The 16,361-nt window shown below is 53.1% G+C and carries 11 protein-coding genes and 1 pseudogene; 11 read left to right on the top strand and 1 reads right to left on the bottom strand.

Translation table 11 applies throughout. The features are described from left to right. Positions 1–5: 5 nt before the first annotated feature. From JJU14_RS09430 to JJU14_RS09400, 7 genes are all read left to right on the top strand, one after another. The gene (locus tag JJU14_RS09430; RefSeq protein WP_228612891.1) at positions 6–647 is read left to right on the top strand and encodes a tetratricopeptide repeat protein; all 642 of its coding nucleotides are present in this window, start codon (positions 6–8) and stop codon (positions 645–647) included. 5 nt (positions 648–652) lie between these two features. Then, positions 653–1,837, top strand: coding sequence for an outer membrane protein assembly factor BamB (bamB, locus tag JJU14_RS09425; protein WP_228612889.1), 1,185 nt, complete (start codon positions 653–655; stop codon positions 1,835–1,837). Between the two features lie 79 nt (positions 1,838–1,916). Beyond that, positions 1,917–3,389, top strand: a complete 1,473-nt coding sequence (gene der, locus JJU14_RS09420; RefSeq protein WP_228612887.1) for a ribosome biogenesis GTPase Der — start codon at positions 1,917–1,919, stop codon at positions 3,387–3,389. A 146-nt stretch (positions 3,390–3,535) separates the two neighbouring features. After that, positions 3,536–4,678: an efflux RND transporter periplasmic adaptor subunit gene (locus JJU14_RS09415; RefSeq protein ID WP_228612885.1), complete on the top strand. Its 1,143-nt coding sequence runs from the start codon at positions 3,536–3,538 to the stop codon at positions 4,676–4,678. A gap of 3 nt (positions 4,679–4,681) precedes the next feature. Next, complete coding sequence (locus JJU14_RS09410) at positions 4,682–7,807, top strand: efflux RND transporter permease subunit (protein ID WP_228612883.1); 3,126 nt, start codon at positions 4,682–4,684, stop codon at positions 7,805–7,807. Between the two features lie 133 nt (positions 7,808–7,940). Next, positions 7,941–9,218 carry an amidohydrolase family protein gene (locus tag JJU14_RS09405; protein ID WP_228612881.1) on the top strand — a complete coding sequence of 426 codons (1,278 nt, stop codon included), beginning with the start codon at positions 7,941–7,943 and terminating at the stop codon, positions 9,216–9,218. After that, entirely contained in the window at positions 9,215–10,438 is a 1,224-nt protein-coding gene (locus tag JJU14_RS09400; RefSeq protein WP_228612879.1) for an amidohydrolase family protein, read from the top strand. Before JJU14_RS09405 ends, JJU14_RS09400 begins: the two co-directional genes overlap by 4 nt. Here JJU14_RS09400 and xseA read toward each other — a convergent pair. After that, the gene (xseA, locus tag JJU14_RS09395; RefSeq protein ID WP_228612877.1) at positions 10,435–11,769 is read right to left on the bottom strand and encodes an exodeoxyribonuclease VII large subunit; all 1,335 of its coding nucleotides are present in this window, start codon (positions 11,767–11,769) and stop codon (positions 10,435–10,437) included. The genes JJU14_RS09400 and xseA overlap by 4 nt on opposite strands. A gap of 137 nt (positions 11,770–11,906) precedes the next feature. On the opposite strand from xseA, the gene guaB reads away from it, so the two are divergent. From guaB to pssA, 4 genes and pseudogenes are all read left to right on the top strand, one after another. Beyond that, positions 11,907–13,376, top strand: a complete 1,470-nt coding sequence (gene guaB, locus JJU14_RS09390) for an IMP dehydrogenase (protein WP_228612875.1) — start codon at positions 11,907–11,909, stop codon at positions 13,374–13,376. A 75-nt stretch (positions 13,377–13,451) separates the two neighbouring features. Continuing rightward, positions 13,452–15,029 (top strand): glutamine-hydrolyzing GMP synthase, encoded by a 1,578-nt coding sequence (gene guaA / locus JJU14_RS09385; protein WP_228612873.1) that lies wholly within the window; start codon positions 13,452–13,454, stop codon positions 15,027–15,029. Positions 15,030–15,075: 46 nt separating this feature from the next. Then, positions 15,076–15,213: pseudogene (locus JJU14_RS09380) on the top strand (DUF6500 family protein); the annotation flags it as partial. 143 nt (positions 15,214–15,356) lie between these two features. Continuing rightward, positions 15,357–16,190, top strand: a complete 834-nt coding sequence (pssA, locus tag JJU14_RS09375) for a CDP-diacylglycerol--serine O-phosphatidyltransferase (RefSeq protein WP_228612871.1) — start codon at positions 15,357–15,359, stop codon at positions 16,188–16,190. Positions 16,191–16,361: the final 171 nt, after the last annotated feature.

Raw genomic sequence — 16,361 nt, 5'->3', positions numbered from 1 at the left:
CAGTTATGGACGTTTACAGCAGTGAAGAACAACAGTTAGAAGCCATTAAGCGCTTCTGGAAAGAGTATGGCATCACCATCGTTGCAGGGACTATCCTGGGCTTAGGTGGCTTGTACGGCTTCCGTTATTATCAAAGTCATCAATTGGCACAAGCGGAACAGGCCTCGACGGGCTTTGAGCGACTTCTACAGGCACAGGAACAGCAATCTGCTGACTGGGTTCAGGATGCGGAACGTTACATTGAAAGTAATAGCAAAACCGCTTACGCCACTTTTGCTGCCATGCTCAAAGCGCGTGATGCAGTCCTGGCTGGCGACTACAGCCTGGCTGAGCAGCAGCTAGGTTGGGTTATTGCCAATACCAAGGACCCTGTGATTGATGCCATTGCACGCTTACGGCTGGCTCGGGTTCATTTGCAACAACAGCAATACAGCCAGGCACTGGCGTTATTACAGGGCAACATGCCAGTCAGTTTTAAGCTGCAACAACAAGAGCTTAAAGGTGATATCCATCTGGCACAAGGCAATGCCGATGCAGCGAAGCAAGCTTACATGTTGGCAAAAGCGAGTGAAGGTGCAGAAGCCAATCAGTTGTTGAAAATTAAACTCGACGAGCTGGCTCATGTTCAGACAGAGGGTATGCTGTGAATTTGATGTCGATGCGAACTATAGTAGCAAGCGCTCTGGTTTTGATGTTATTGGGTGGTTGTTCATCCAAGAAAGAAAAACTGGTACTGCCAAGTGTAAACAACCAGTTCGAGCCGGTGCTGGCTTGGGATCACACTGCAGCTGATGGCGTGCAACACTTTGACTCCAGTCTGCGACCACTGATTCTGGATGGTAAGCTCTATGCTGCCAGCCGGACCGGTCTTATCAGTGCTTTTGAGCTGGATAGTGGCAAGCGTGTCTGGACTTACGATACCCGTCGTGACAGCGTGATTGGTTTTTGGCGTTTACTGAGTAATCGATCCAATACCACAGCCCGTGTTTCCGGTGGATTATCACATGGATTTGGCCATCTGCTGTTTGGTACCGAGAATGGCGAGGTGATTGCACTGGACCCGGCCACTGGTGATCGGCGCTGGACCAGTAAAGTACCGGGCGAAGTCCTGGCTGCTCCGGCTGCAGGCGATGGCATGATTGTTGTAAATACCGGTTCGGGTTTTATTGTCGCGTTGAACCCAGCCGATGGAAGCCAGCGCTGGGCCTATGAACAGGAACTGCCGGCACTGACCATTCGTGGTGTAGCTGAGCCCTCCATAGTACCAGGTGGAGTAGTCTTTGGCTCTGGCTCAGGAAAAGTGGGTGTTTTGATTTCAGAGCATGGCTTACCGGCCTGGGAGGAAGTGATTGCTACGCCACAAGGTGCGACTGATCTGGCGCGGTTGGTGGATGTGGATGCCCGCCCCTTGGTAGTGGGTAATACGGTTTATGCCATTGCCTATAATGGTGAGTTAGTTGCGCTGGAGCTTAATTCAGGCCGTACGCTGTGGAAGCGTGATTATGCCAGCTTTCGCAATATGGCACTGGCGGATACCGTACTCTACATCGTTGATTCGGTTGGCCGGGTGCATGCGCTTGATCGCCGTAATGGTCAGGAGCTGTGGTCTCAAACTGCACTGGAGCGTCACTTCCTGACCCCTCCTACGGTTTTTGGTGACTATCTGGTGTTTGGCGACAGCAAAGGTCATCTGCATTGGCTGGATCGCCGCAGTGGCGATATGGTAGCACGCCACCAATTCCACCGTTCAGGCATGTATGTTGCGCCGGTAACCAATGGCGAATACCTGGTGTTGCAAAGCCGTAATGGTGAGCTGGTGGTATTACGCCAGCCTTAAAGCAGGTCTAAACCAAATTTATGCGTTAAGCTATAACAGGCTCCTGTGAGCCTGTTATTTTTTATTTTGAGGTGAGCTCATGTTACCGGTTGTCGCTCTGGTTGGTCGTGCCAATGTTGGTAAATCGACCCTGTTCAATCGTTTGACCCGTACGCGGGATGCGCTGGTCGCTGACTTTCCTGGCTTGACCAGGGACCGAAAATACGGTTCTGTCGAGTTCGAAGAGTTATCCTTCATTGTGGTGGATACTGGCGGTATCGATGGCGATGCCGAAGGCATCGAAGTGGAAATGGCCGATCAATCGCTGCGGGCGATTGACGAAGCCGATATTGTACTCTTTATGTTGGATGCAAGGGCTGGCTTAACCGCAGGTGATATTGGCATTGCGGATTATTTACGCAAGGCCGAGAAGCAGGTGTTTCTGGTAGCCAATAAAACCGATGGCCTGGATGCCGATAGTGCCATCGCTGAGTTTTACAGCCTGGGCCTGGGCCAGGTTTGGCCGATAGCTGCTGCGCATGGTCGCGGCTTATCGGTATTGTTAAATGAAGCCTTGCGGCCTTTGCTCTCATTGCCTGATGCTGAAGATCCGGATGAAACGACGTCGGCTGATACCTTGGAGTCTGAAGCTGAGGGGCTATCTGATGAAGACGTGGCATTGGAGGATAAGCCGATCAAGCTAGCCATTATTGGCCGGCCCAATGTCGGTAAGTCGACCCTGACCAATCGCATTCTGGGCGAGGAGCGGGTAGTGGTTTTCGATATGCCAGGAACTACCCGAGACTCCATCTATATTCCGATGCAGCGCAATGAGCGCGATTACATTCTGATCGATACGGCTGGGGTGCGTCGGCGTGGTAAAATTGACGACAAAGTGGAAAAGTTCTCCGTCATTAAAACGCTGCAGGCCATCGAAGAGGCCAACGTAGTGTTGTTGGTGCTGGATGCCCGCCAGGGTATTTCTGATCAGGATCTTAGCTTGCTTGGCTTTGCGCTGAATGCTGGGCGCTCGCTGGTGATTGCGGTCAACAAGTGGGATGGTTTAAACGAAGGCGTCAAAGATGAAGTCAAACGAGAGCTGGATCGACGCTTAGGTTTTATTGATTTTGCCCGTTTGCATTTTATTTCCGCTTTGCATGGCTCCGGGGTGGGTAATTTATTCGAGTCGGTGGAAGAAGCCTATCAATCTGCCACCAGGCGCATCAATACCTCTATCCTGACCCAGATTATGAAAATGGCCCAGGATGATCATCAGCCACCGTTGGTTAATGGCCGCCGAGTTAAACTGAAGTATGCTCATGCCGGTGGCTACAACCCTCCGATCGTGGTGATCCATGGTAATCAGGTTAGTGCCTTACCCGATTCGTACAAGCGTTATCTGATGAACTACTACCGTAAAGCGCTGCAGATTATGGGCACGCCCATTCGCATTGAGTTCCGTGAAGGTGAAAACCCCTTTGCAACGGAGAAAAAGCGGGTGAGTATGACCCCGAACCAACAATACAAGCTCGAACGCTTACTCAAAGCACGTCAGAAACTGAAAAAAAGCTGATAGTTCCGTCAATAAACTTTGTTGCAACTCTGGCAGTTGCAACAAAGTGTTTCAGCCTTCATAAAAGTTAACACTTCTTCATTATCACCAAGCCCGGCTATCTGCTACTTTATAGGGTAATTTTTGCTCGTATAAAGGAAGCTATGATGAGCTTATGGACCAAAGTTGCTATTGCTGTTGGGGTGTTGCTGCTTGGCATCGTGCTGGTGGTGGCCATTGTCAGTACTGCCCCAAAATCTGTTGAGGCCGATGCCGATCGGGCTCTAGCCCCATTGGTTAGTACCCAAACACTGCAACCAAGAGCTCACCGCTTTGAAGTGCGGGTGTTTGGTGAAGTGCAACCGAAAGAAAAAACCCGCTTAACGCCTGAAGTGTCTGGCCGCATTATTGCTATCCATCCCAACTTTGTTGCCGGTGGCGTCATTGCCAAGGGGGAAGTGATGGCGCAGTTGGATGATGCGGACTATCAGGCTGCGGTATTGTCGGCTGAGGCGGGTGTAGCGGCTGCATATGCAGCACTGGAGCAGGAAAAAGCCCTGGCACGGGTAGCGGAGCAGGAGCTTCGCCATTTATCGCCTGGCGAGGTATCCGCTTTGGGTTTGCGCAAGCCGCAGTTACACAGTGCTGAGGCTGGTGTAAAGTCGGCTCAGGCAGCTTTGCAAAAGGCCAAGCGCGATCTAGAGCGTACTCAGATCCTAGCCCCTTACGATGCGCTGGTGGTGAGCCGCAATGTTGGTCTTGGTCAAGTGGTCTCTGCCGCCACGGCCTTGGGTGAAATTTACAGCGTAGAGCAGGCCGAAATTCATTTGCCGGTAGCAGGCTTTGATGCCCGCTTTTTACCTCAGCCGGTGGCTGGTATTCCTGCTCAGGTGCAGTTCGATGGCCATCAGCGTAAGGCTGAAGTGGTACGTGATCTTGGTGTCATCCACGGCCAGACCCGTATGGGCCATCTGGTGGTACAGGTGGACGATCCATACAGCTTAAATACGGCACAGCCAGTGCTGCGTTTTGGTCACTATGTTGAGGTAGTCCTGTCTGGCCAGACCCATCCGGCGTTATTTGAAGTGCCACAGGATTCGGTGCAAAACCAGCAGGTTTGGCTGTTGAACGAAGACAACACCTTGCGTCGCCAGCCAGTGCAGGTAGTGCGTCAGGAAGGCAAAAGCGTGCTGATTGAACAAGGGCTGCAAGCAGGTGACCAGTTGGTACTATTGGCCCCTAGTTTTCCACAGCCAGGCATGCAGGTGCGTACTGACAGCAATGGCAGTGAACTGGCCAAGGTGGAATAAACCATGGATTACATCGACCCGAAAAGAGGCATTATTTCCTGGTTTGCCAATAACCCTGTGGCCGCCAATCTGATGATGGTGTTTATTTTGGTGATGGGCTTTGTCACCTACAACAGCATTCAGCGACAGATGTTTCCGCAAGTGGAAGTGAACTACGTCCATATCAACGCCACTTTCCGTGGTGCAGCGCCTCAGGAAATAGAAGAAGGCATCCTGATCAAAATCGAAGAGGCCTTGCAAGATATCGAAGGGATCAAACGGGTACGCAGTTTTGCCTGGCGCGGAGCCGGGCGCATCAGTGTTGAGTTGGAAGTCGGTGAAGATATCAGCAGCCGCTTGGATCAAATCAAGCTGCGGGTTGACTCCATAGGTACTTTCCCGGCCGGCATGGAACCGCTGACTATTTACCAGGTGGAGTGGCGTCAGCAGGCGGTCGAGCTGGTGCTGACCGGCAGTGAGGATTCACTGGAGCTAAAAGCGCTGGGGCGTGAAATCCAAAACGAGCTGTTGCTGCTGGATCAGATCAACTTTGTTAATTTCAACTCAATGCCGGCCTGGGAAGTTGCGGTGGAGATCGCCCCGGAAACGCTGCAGCGTTACAATCTGAGCTTGCAGGATGTTAGCCGTTCCATTCGCAATTATTCCGATAACCTGTCGGCAGGTATGATTCGCAGTGAGTCCGGCATGATTACCATCCGCTCAGAGCAGCGTGCTTACAGGGCGGATGAATTTGCTCGTATTCCGGTCATTTTGGGACCTCAGGGCGAGCGGGTGTTGTTGGGGGAGATTGCCAGCATCCACGATGGTTTCGAGGAGCGGGTCAATTATATGCGCAGCAATGGCCGTAATGCTGCCTTCTTGCAGATAGAGGCTTCCAGCTCACAATCCTTACCGGATGTGGCTCGTAGTGTGCATCAGTACATTGCCTTTAAAAATGCACAATTGCCGGAAGGGTATCAGTTGGATGCGCTGGTCGATATGACCTATTACCTGAATGGTCGTCTCAACATGATGTGGAGCAACCTGTTGCAGGGATCGGTGCTGGTATTTTTGATGCTGATGCTGTTCTTGCGCGTAAAAGTGGCGTTCTGGGTGATGCTGGGCTTGCCGATTGCTTTTTTAGGAGCTATCTGGCTGATGCCATTCGCTGGTGTCACCATCAATATTGTTACTTTGTTCGCCTTTATTATGGTGCTGGGTATCGTGGTGGATGATGCCATTGTGATAGGAGAGAGCGCTTATCACGAGACAGAGCAAAAAGGCCATAGTGTCGATAACATCGTACGTGGAGCCCGCCGGGTAGCCACACCTGCGACCTTTGGTGTCTTGACCACCATCGCAGTGTTTGCGCCCTTTATGTTTGCACAGGGCATGGAGTCGAATGAATTTCGAAATATTTCCATCGTTGTGGTGCTCTGTCTGATCTTTAGCCTGATTGAATCCAAACTGATTTTACCGGCGCATTTGGCGCACAGTAAAATTAAGCCGTTGGGCAAAGAGCATTGGCGTAGCCGCTTCCAGCAGCGCTTCCAATACTTTATTGAACAACGCTATCAGCCTTTCTTACAGCGCTGCATCAGCCATCGTTACGCCACTTTGGCGGCCTTTGTCGCCTTATTGATGGTCAGTATTGCCCTGATGGCGTCGAATCATCTGAGGGTGGTGATGATGCCGCCGGTACCACACGATTATCCGCAAATCCGCTTTGAAATGCACCAAAACGCCTCCGAGCAGCAAACGCTGGAAAGCTTGCTGGCCATTGAAGCCATGATTTATCAGCAGGAAGAGCGGGTACGGGAAGAAACCGGTAAGCCATTAATCAGTGATGTGTTTGCCTTTTTAAACAGCCAAACCAGCGGTCAGGTAGTGGTTACTCTGGTGGCTGAGGATGAGCGGCCTTTCAATGCATTTACCTTATCGCGGCGCTGGCGCGAGAACATGCCGGAGCTGCCTGGGGTACGGTTGATTCGGGTGCAGGATGATGTAATGACCATGGGCGGACAGAACAATTTGGAATACCGCTTGTTTGGCCGCGACATCGACCAGCTCAATCAGGCGGGCCTGGCTTTGATTGCCGATTTGGCTAAAATCCCAGGTGTGTTTGATCTGAGCTCAACCATTGACTCTGCCGGCAAAGAACTGAATTTGCAGTTAAAGCCGGTGGCCTATCAGCTGGGCTTAACGCCGGCCGATTTAGCTGCGCAGGTTGGCTCTGGTTTTTACGGCCTGGAAGCGCAGCGCATGATCCGTGATGGCGACGAAGTGCGGGTGATGGTGCGTTACCCACGCTTGCAACGCGAGCAAATCGCGGCATTGGATTACAGCAAGGTTCGCTTGCCATCCGGTGATTTTGTGTTGCTTGGTGATGTCGCTGAACTGGTCGAAACACCCGGGATTTCCCGTATTAACCGTGAGAATGGTTTTCGCACGGTGCGGGTGTCAGCCAATGTTGATCAAGCCCAGGTTACTACGTCTGAGGTGGTGCGGCTGGTTCGCTCTGAAGTCATGCCAGAATTGTTAGAGCGCTTCCCTGGCGTACGGACGGAGCTGGGCGGCCAGATTGAAGAACAACAGCGTCAGCGCGATCAGATGTTCCTGTATATGATTGCTGGCTTGCTGATGGTCTATATTTTGTTGGCCATTCCGCTGAAAAGCTACAGCCAGCCCTTGATCGTCATGTCGGTAATTCCTTTTGGCATGATTGGAGCCGTGCTGGCGCACTTTGTGCTGGGGATGAATTTGTCGCTGTTTTCCTTCTTTGGCATGATTGCTGCCGCCGGGGTGGTGATCAACGACAGTTTGGTACTGACGGATTACGTCAATCAGTCGAGGCGAGAAGGTTTATCACTGGCAGACTCGGTGGTACGGGCCGGTAAAATGCGTTTTCGCGCCATTTTGTTGACCTCACTGACTACCTTTTTTGGTCTGGTACCGATTATGTTTGAAACCAGCCTGCAAGCACAGTTTGTGATCCCAATGGCGGTATCCTTAAGCTTTGCGGTGCTGTTTGCCACCTTAATTACGCTGGTGCTGGTGCCTTGCCTGTACCTGATTCTGGAGGATGTGAAACGTCCCTTCAGGGCGCTCAAACGCCGGCTGTTTGGCAGTCCGGCTGCCTACGAAGCCTAACATGAAGCGGGCAGCTTGTGCTGCCCGCTCTGCTTTTGCGATACCCCGCTCCGTTTTCAGGATAGATGCTGCTTGTGCCCACCCAGCTCCCTGCTTATGCTGAACCCTCTTATACTAATAAAAGGCCTGTTTCATGCGAAAAAGTGTCGTACTGCTGCTTGGCTGCCTGGCCGGTTCGCTGCATGCCCAACCAGGGCCACAAGCCTTTGTTGGCGCCACCTTACTGCCTATCGATGGTCCCGCTATTTCAAATGGCACTTTGTTGGTGCAAGATGGCCGCATTCGTGCCATTGGTGCCAATGTACCGATCCCGGCTGCTGCCACTGTGCATCGTATGGATGGCAAAGTCATTATGCCCGGTCTGGTCGATACCCACTCTCATATTGGTCAGGTGGCCGGTGCCGATAGCAGCGCACCCATTCAGGCCGATGTTCGGGCGCTCGATTCCATCAACAGTCGCCATGCCGGCTTGATGAAAGCCAAAGCCGGTGGCATTACCACCGTCAATGTGATGCCGGGCTCCGGCCATCTGCTGAGCGGCCAGACCAACTATCTGAAATTACGCAATGCCAGCACTGTCGAAGCCCTGGCCATTCGTACAGAGTCGGGGGCGATGGCGGGGGGCATCAAAATGGCAAATGGTACCAACCCACTGCGCGCCTCGCCTTTTCCTGGCACTCGGGGCAAAGCGGCGGCTTTGATGCGCGCCCAATTGGTGGCGGCCAAAGAATACTGCGATAAAAAAGACAGCGATACACCGCCACCGCGTAATATCGGTCACGATGCCTTGTGCGAAGTGTTCGCCGGTGAGCGCATCGTGCACCATCACACCCATCGCCACGACGACGTACTGACCGTTTTACGGCTGGCGGATGAGTTTAACTTCCGGGTGGTGTTGCATCATGTCAGTGAGGGCGCTTTAGTTGCTGATGCGATTGCTAAAGCTGGCGTAGCGGCTTCCATCATTCATATCGATAGCCCTGGCGGCAAGTTGGAAGTGATGAACTTACTGCCGGATAACGGCAAGGTATTAGCCGATGCAGGGGTCTTGCTGGCCTATCATACCGATGATCCTATTACCGATTCGCGTTTATTCCTGCGCTCTGCTGCTATGGGCGTACGATTTGGCCTGGACAGAGAGACAGCGCTACGCTCAGTCACGTTAAATGGCGCCAAAATGCTGGACTTGCAAGATAGAGTAGGCAGCCTGACGGTTGGCAAAGACGCTGATTTCATTGTGCTGAGCGGCGATCCATTAAGTGTCTATACCCGGGTGGAGCAAACCTGGGTTGAGGGTGAGAAAGTGTTTGATTTAGCGGATCCTGAGCAGGCACTCTTTGCCACCGGCGGCTATGGGGCTGGTCGCGATCAGGTTGCCAGTGACGTACTGCAACTGGAGGCGGCTCAATGAAAAGCGCATTGAAAAAAACAAGTTACTTGCTGGGTCTGAGCCTGTTGTCTGCTCACCTTCAGGCAGAAACGCTGGTGGTGCTGGCCGAGCGGATCTATACCCAGGCCGGCCCGGTGATTGAAGCAGGCGTTATTGTGGTCGAAGATGGCAAAATACGCCAGGTTGGCCGTCAGGGACAGCTGCGTTTGCCCGCCGGAGCTAAGACATTGCAAGCGGCGGTAGTTACCCCAGGCCTGATTGATGCCCGTACTGTGGTTGGCCTGGCCGGCTATCTAAACCAGCCGCACGATCAGGATCAACTGGAAACCTCGGCCGCCATGCAACCGCAATTGCGCGCCCTGGATGCCTTTAACTCCCGCGAGCGTCTGGTGGACTGGGTGCGCAGCCTTGGCGTGACTACCTTTCATACCGGTCACGGCCCGGGTGCATTGATTTCCGGCCAGACCATGGTGCGTAAAAGCCACGGCAATCATGTCGATGATGGCATGATGCAGCCACTGGCGATGATTGCGGCTCAGCTTGGTCCAGGTGCCTTCGGCGCCGAAAACCGCAGTCCGGGCACCCGCTCCAAGCAAATTGCCATGCTGCGACAGCAATTGATTAAGGCGCAAGAGTATCAGCAAAAGCAGCAGCAAGCGGAGGAAGGCAAAGCGCCGAGTCGCGATCTGGAGCTGGAAGCCCTGGTTGGCGTGCTGGATGGCAGCACACCTTTGCTGATCACCGCTTATCGGGAACAGGATATGCAATCGGCCCTTCGGATTGCCGAGGAGTTTGGTATTCGTATCGTGCTGGATGGTGCCGCTGAAGCTTATTTAATGCTGGATGCCATCAAAGCGGCGCAGGTGCCGGTGATTTTGCATCCGACCATGGCCCGGCAGTTTGGTGAGCTGGAAAATGCCAGCTTCACCACCGCGCAAAAGTTGCACCAGGCGGGGATTCCTTTTGCGCTGCAAAGTGGTTACGAGCGTTATGTACCGAAAACCCGGGTGGTGCTATGGGAAGCGGCTATGGCTGCCGCCTACGGTCTGCCTTATGAGGTAGCACTGGCGTCGATTACCATTGATGCTGCCCGTATCTTAGGCATTGACGAGCGGGTGGGCTCTATTGCGGTGGGAAAAGATGCCGATCTGGTGCTCTATACCGGCGATCCTTTTGAGTACACCACTCAGGTCAGCCAGGTCATTATCAATGGTCAGTTGGTCAGTACCGAAGCGCATTAGCGCTCGATAGCGGTCACTGCTGCCACAAAAGATCCTTCGGCCAGTTTGGTGTGAACCAGCTGGCCTTCTTCTAACTGGCTGCTAGCCGTCAGCACTTTATGCTGTTCATCAAAACTGATGCTGTAGCCCCGCGCCAGGGTAGCGAGCGGACTGACCGTATCCAGCCGGGCCAATAGCAATTGCCAGCGCTGTTGCTGCTGTTGCAGATGCTGTTGCATGGCGCGGCCAAGCAGGCGTTGTTGCTGCGTCAGTTGCTGCTGATGCTGCTGCAGCTTTTTGGCTGGCGATAACGCACTGAGCTGACGGCCTAGACTGGCCTGCTGCAGGGTCAGTTGCTGCAAACGTTGTTGCAGGCGGCGCTGCAGTTGGGTGGTAAGCTCGTCCAACCGCTGTTGTTGCTGCTGCAGTTGCCTCGAAGGGTGCCTGGCCTGCAGTCGCTGGGTGAGTTGCGCTACTTTGGGCGAAAAACGCTGCAGCTGCTGGTGCTGCGCCTGCACCAAAGCCCGCTGCAGTCGCTGCAGCCGCTCCAGCAAATGCAACTGATCGCTGGAAACCAGCTCGGCGGCGGCCGATGGGGTGGCAGCGCGGATATCGGCCACAAAATCACTGATGGTGACATCAATCTCATGACCAACGGCGCTAACAATAGGCACCGGGCTTTTTGCAATCAGCCGGGCCAGTTGCTCATCGTTAAAGCACCACAGATCTTCCAGCGAGCCACCGCCACGGCCAATAATAATGGCATCCACTTCATTACGCTGGTAAGCCTGGCGCAGTGCCTGGCACAACTGTCCGGCAGCGCTGGCACCTTGCACCAGGCTGGGATAAATAATGACCTGTATCCCCGGTGCCCGGCGTTTAAGCACCGTAAGAATATCGCGGATTGCCGCGCCGGTCGGGGAGGTGACTACCCCTAAGCGTTGGATCATGGCTGGCAAGGGCCGCTTGCGTTCGCTGGCCAGTAAGCCCTCTGCCAATAGCCGGGCTTTAAGCTGCTCAAACTGCAGCTGCAAAGCACCACTGCCGGCATCTTCCAGCAATTCTGCTAACAACTGGTATTCGCCGCGCGGCTCGTACACACTGATGCGGGCTTTAATCAGCACCTGCTGGCCATTCTGTGGTTTAATACTGGCCATGCGGTTGCTCTGGCGAAACATGGCGACTTTGACCTGAGCACCGCTGTCTTTGAGCGAAAAATACCAGTGGCCTGAGGCGGCCGCAACAAAGTTTGACACCTCTCCTTGCAGCCAGATGCGCTGAAATTGCTGCTCCAGCACCATGCGAACTTCGCTGTTTAACCGGGAAACGGTGTAGATGTCTTTGTTTTGCATGCCGATATCAGAGGTTGCTTGTGCTTTGCGCCTTACTCTAACACAAAAGTAAAAAATCGTTTGTTCCGAAGGCGAAAAAGCGCTAAAATTGCGCCGCAACATTCCTTTGGTTTTTCCCAAGAAGCGAGATTGTTGCGATGCTCAGGATCATGAAAGAAGCCCTTACCTTTGACGACGTGTTACTGGTTCCGGCGCACTCCACCGTACTACCCCATACTGCCGATTTACGCACTCAGCTGACCGACAGCATTCATCTGAATATTCCGATGGTCTCCGCCTCGATGGATACCGTCACCGAAGCTCGCCTGGCAATTGCCCTGGCGCAAGAAGGTGGCCTTGGTTTTATCCACAAAAACATGACCATTGAAGAGCAAGCCTCGCATGTTCGCCGGGTGAAAAAATACGAAAGTGGTGTGGTATCCGATCCGGTGACCGTATCGCCGGATATGACAGTCCGTGAAGTGCAGGCCCTGGCGCAGCAACACGGCTTCTCAGGCTTTCCGGTGGTGGATGCCAGCCACAATCTGGTTGGTATCGTCACAGGCCGTGATATGAGCTTTGAAGCCAGTGCCGGTACCAAAGTCTCTGAGTTGATGACACCAAAAGAGCAGCTGGTCACGGTGAACGAGCAATCCTCACGTGAAGAAGCCTTTAAGCTGATGCACAAGCACCGCATTGAAAAAGTGCTGGTGGTGGACGATGCCTTTAAATTAAAGGGCCTGATCACCGTTCGCGATTACTACAAAGCTGCCAGTAAGCCAAATGCCTGTAAAGATGAGTTGGGCCGCCTGCGGGTCGGCGCTGCTGTCGGTGTCGGCGCTGGTACCGACGAGCGCATTGCTGCCTTGGTTGAAGCTGGTGTTGATATTCTGCTGATTGATACCTCCCATGGTCATTCGCAGGGTGTGATTGACCGGGTCAAGCAAACCCGTGCTCAGTACCCGGATCTGCAAATTGTGGCTGGTAACGTCGCCACCAGCGAAGGCGCCAAAGCTCTGGCGGAAGCCGGTGCCAATGCGGTGAAAGTGGGGATTGGTCCAGGCTCTATCTGTACCACCCGTATTGTGACGGGCTGTGGTGTACCACAGATCACCGCCATCGCCGATGCGGTTGAAGGTGTCAAAGGCACCAAGGTAAAAATCATTGCCGATGGTGGTATTCGCTTCTCTGGTGATGTGGCCAAAGCGCTGGTTGCTGGTGCCCATTGCGTGATGGTGGGCTCGATGTTTGCCGGTACCGAAGAGTCACCGGGCGAAGTGGAGCTGTATCAGGGCCGTTATTACAAATCCTACCGTGGTATGGGCTCTTTGGGTGCCATGTCGCAGCGTCATGGCTCGTCCGACCGTTATTTTCAGGGCAGCGACAATACCGAGAAGCTGGTACCTGAAGGCATTGAAGGCCGGGTGGCTTACAAAGGCCCGATCGAGAACATCATTCACCAGCAAATGGGTGGGCTACGATCTGCCATGGGGTTAACGGGTAGTGAGTCCATCGAGGTGCTGCGTACCAAGCCACAGTTTGTCAAAGTGACTGCCGCCGGTATGGGCGAGTCGCATGTGCACGATGTGCAAATTACCAAGGAAGCGCCCAACTACCGGATGGGGTAAGGGCTGCGCTTATCAGCGGCTGGCTTAACAAGCCAGCCGCTTGCTTTTACAACGATCACTATTGATAAGGTCACTATGAGCAAAAATATTCATCTGCATCGTATTCTGATCCTGGACTTTGGTTCCCAGTACACTCAGTTAATCGCCCGTCGCATCCGGGAAATCGGTGTTTACTGCGAGCTTTGGGCCTGGGACGTTACTGAAGAGCAAATCCGCGACTTCAACCCTACCGGTATTATTTTATCCGGTGGCCCGGAAAGTGTCGCTGCGGCCGATTCACCCCGGGCACCGCAGTATGTGTTTGAAGCCGGCGTGCCTATCCTTGGCATCTGTTACGGCATGCAAACCATGGCTGAACAACTGGGTGGCAAAGTATCCTGCTCCGATATGCGTGAGTTTGGCTATGCCCAGGTGGAAGTGATTGCTAAAAACCGTCTTTTTGCCAACATCGAAGATCACATCAGTGCCAGCAACACCGCACTGGTTGATGTCTGGATGAGCCATGGCGATAAAGTGATTGAGATCCCACCAGGTTTTGAAACCGTAGCCCGCACCGATACTTGCCCGCATGCCGGCATGGTCGACGAAGCGCGCCAATTCTACGGTGTACAGTTCCACCCGGAAGTGACCCATACCCGCCAGGGCCTGCGGATGCTGGAGCATTTCGTGGTCGATATCTGCTGCTGCGAAAAACTCTGGACCCCGGCTTCGATCATCGAAGATGCTATTTTGCGCATTCGTGAGCAGGTCGGCGAGGATCAAGTGATCCTGGGCTTGTCCGGTGGTGTGGATAGCTCTGTCACGGCCATGTTGCTGCACCGTGCCATTGGTGAGCAACTGACCTGTGTCTTTGTTGATAACGGCTTGCTGCGTTTAAACGAAGCCAGGCAGGTGATGGATATGTTTGGCAATCACTTTGGTCTGAACATCATCCATGTCAGCGCCGAAGATCGCTTCCTGGATGCACTGGCCGGTCAGAACGATCCGGAGCAAAAGCGTAAAACCATTGGCCGGGTCTTTGTGGATGTATTCGATGAAGAATCGCAGAAACTGAAAAATGCCCGCTGGTTGGCGCAAGGCACTATCTACCCGGATGTGATTGAATCGGCAGGCTCGGCAACCGGTAAAGCCCATGTGATTAAATCGCACCACAATGTCGGTGGCTTGCCAGAGCATATGAAAATGGGCCTGGTTGAGCCTTTGCGCGAACTGTTTAAAGACGAAGTACGCAAAATCGGCCTGGAGCTGGGACTGCCCTACGACATGCTGTACCGTCATCCGTTCCCGGGGCCGGGCCTTGGTGTGCGGGTGCTGGGTGAAATCAAAAAAGAGTACTGCGATCTGCTGCGCCGTGCCGATGCGATTTTTATCGAAGAGCTGCACAAAGCCGATCTGTACCACAAAGTCAGCCAGGCGTTTGCTGTCTTCCTGCCGGTACGCTCGGTCGGTGTGATGGGTGACGCCCGTAAGTACGACTGGGTGATTTCCCTGCGGGCCGTTGAAACCATCGACTTTATGACCGCCCACTGGGCCCACCTGCCATACGATATGCTGGGTAAGGTCTCCAACCGTATTATCAATGAAATCGACGGTATTTCCCGCGTGGTGTACGACATCAGCGGCAAACCACCAGCGACCATTGAATGGGAATAAACCCCCATCGTTGATAGCACAAACCCTGGTTCTGATACCGGGGTTTTTTTATGCATTCTTTGCGAATAAGAATGATGACCCACAGCTGCTGATGGAAGCAGCTACCTGGTGGATCCAGACACACGAGCTTGACCACTTTGAAAAGGCTTTTAAAGTGAAAGCGTTGGTAGAGGGCGGGCTATGAAGGTAATTATCGGCACCTAAGCTGTTCGAATGCTGCGACTTTATGCAACAGACACTCGCCCCAGCGGCTTTTCTTTTGCGTTTTTCCGATCCGTGCTACATTAACAGCCATCAATCTCTCGTTTATTCTGCTACCAGGATTTTATGACTGAACCTGTGAAAACTGAATCTCAGCCCCGTAAGGGTATCTATTTACTACCAAATCTGCTGACCACCGGCGGCTTATTTTCTGGCTTTTATGCCATTATCTCATCGATGAATGGCCACTTCGAAGCAGCTGCCATCGCCATTTTTGTGGCGATGATTTTTGATGGTCTGGATGGCCGGGTGGCACGGCTGACCAACACCCAGAGTGAGTTTGGTGCTCAGTACGACAGCATGGCTGATATGCTATCTTTTGGCATGGCACCGGCCATGGTGATGTACAATTGGGCGCTATCCGATACCGGTAAGTTTGGCTGGTTGGCGGCTTTCTTGTTTGTGGCTTGTGCTGCGCTGCGGTTGGCACGCTTTAATGCCAATTTGTCGGTAACGGATGGCCGCTTCTTTCAGGGGCTAGCAAGTCCGGCCGCGGCTGCCTTGATAGCAGGTTTGGTTTGGACTGGCGCTTATTACCAGCTGGATGGCAATGGCTTTGGTTACCTGCTTGGTATTATGACTATCCTGGCTGGCCTGTTGATGGTCAGTAACTTCCGCTACCACTCGTTCAAAGATGTGAACTGGCGTGACAAAGTATCTTTTGTCACCATTTTATTGGTGGTGCTGATTTTTGTGGTGATAGCAGCAAGGCCGGCTGAAATGCTGCTGCTGATTTTCCTGCTGTATGCCTGCTCTGGCCCTGTTACCACCATTCGCAGCGTTAATAAGCTCAAGTTGGAGCATGTGGTGGGCGATGTTACGCCTGCTGATTTTGAAGAGCCAAAAACAAAGGCGAATCAGGATGAGCCGGCCGAACAAGTAAAACAGGAACAAAAGTAACATTTTACTGCCTGAGATACCTTGTTCCAGGCGTGTTTCCAAAGTACAGTGAGCGGCAGGTTAGATGGCTGTCGCTCCTTAATACGAGCCTTCAATTGAGGAAGGATATCTGTTGAATTCACTTCTTAAACAACGTTTGGCTGCACTCTCTGCTGCCGAGCATTTGCAAAG

Origin of the sequence: Alkalimonas sp. (genome assembly GCF_020831925.1) — a bacterium.
Lineage (GTDB): Bacteria > Pseudomonadota > Gammaproteobacteria > Enterobacterales > Alteromonadaceae > Alkalimonas.
This window is presented reverse-complemented; position numbering and strand designations above follow the sequence as displayed.

Coding starts and splice junctions, on each gene's coding strand:
- der (WP_228612887.1), top strand. CDS start 1,917: ATGTTACCGGTTGTCGCTCTGGTTGGTCGTGCCAATGTTGGTAAATCG.
- JJU14_RS09405 (WP_228612881.1), top strand. CDS start 7,941: ATGCGAAAAAGTGTCGTACTGCTGCTTGGCTGCCTGGCCGGTTCGCTG.
- JJU14_RS09430 (WP_228612891.1), top strand. CDS start 6: ATGGACGTTTACAGCAGTGAAGAACAACAGTTAGAAGCCATTAAGCGC.
- guaB (WP_228612875.1), top strand. CDS start 11,907: ATGCTCAGGATCATGAAAGAAGCCCTTACCTTTGACGACGTGTTACTG.
- JJU14_RS09410 (WP_228612883.1), top strand. CDS start 4,682: ATGGATTACATCGACCCGAAAAGAGGCATTATTTCCTGGTTTGCCAAT.
- pssA (WP_228612871.1), top strand. CDS start 15,357: ATGACTGAACCTGTGAAAACTGAATCTCAGCCCCGTAAGGGTATCTAT.
- xseA (WP_228612877.1), bottom strand. CDS start 11,769: ATGCAAAACAAAGACATCTACACCGTTTCCCGGTTAAACAGCGAAGTT.
- guaA (WP_228612873.1), top strand. CDS start 13,452: ATGAGCAAAAATATTCATCTGCATCGTATTCTGATCCTGGACTTTGGT.
- JJU14_RS09415 (WP_228612885.1), top strand. CDS start 3,536: ATGAGCTTATGGACCAAAGTTGCTATTGCTGTTGGGGTGTTGCTGCTT.
- JJU14_RS09400 (WP_228612879.1), top strand. CDS start 9,215: ATGAAAAGCGCATTGAAAAAAACAAGTTACTTGCTGGGTCTGAGCCTG.
- bamB (WP_228612889.1), top strand. CDS start 653: ATGTCGATGCGAACTATAGTAGCAAGCGCTCTGGTTTTGATGTTATTG.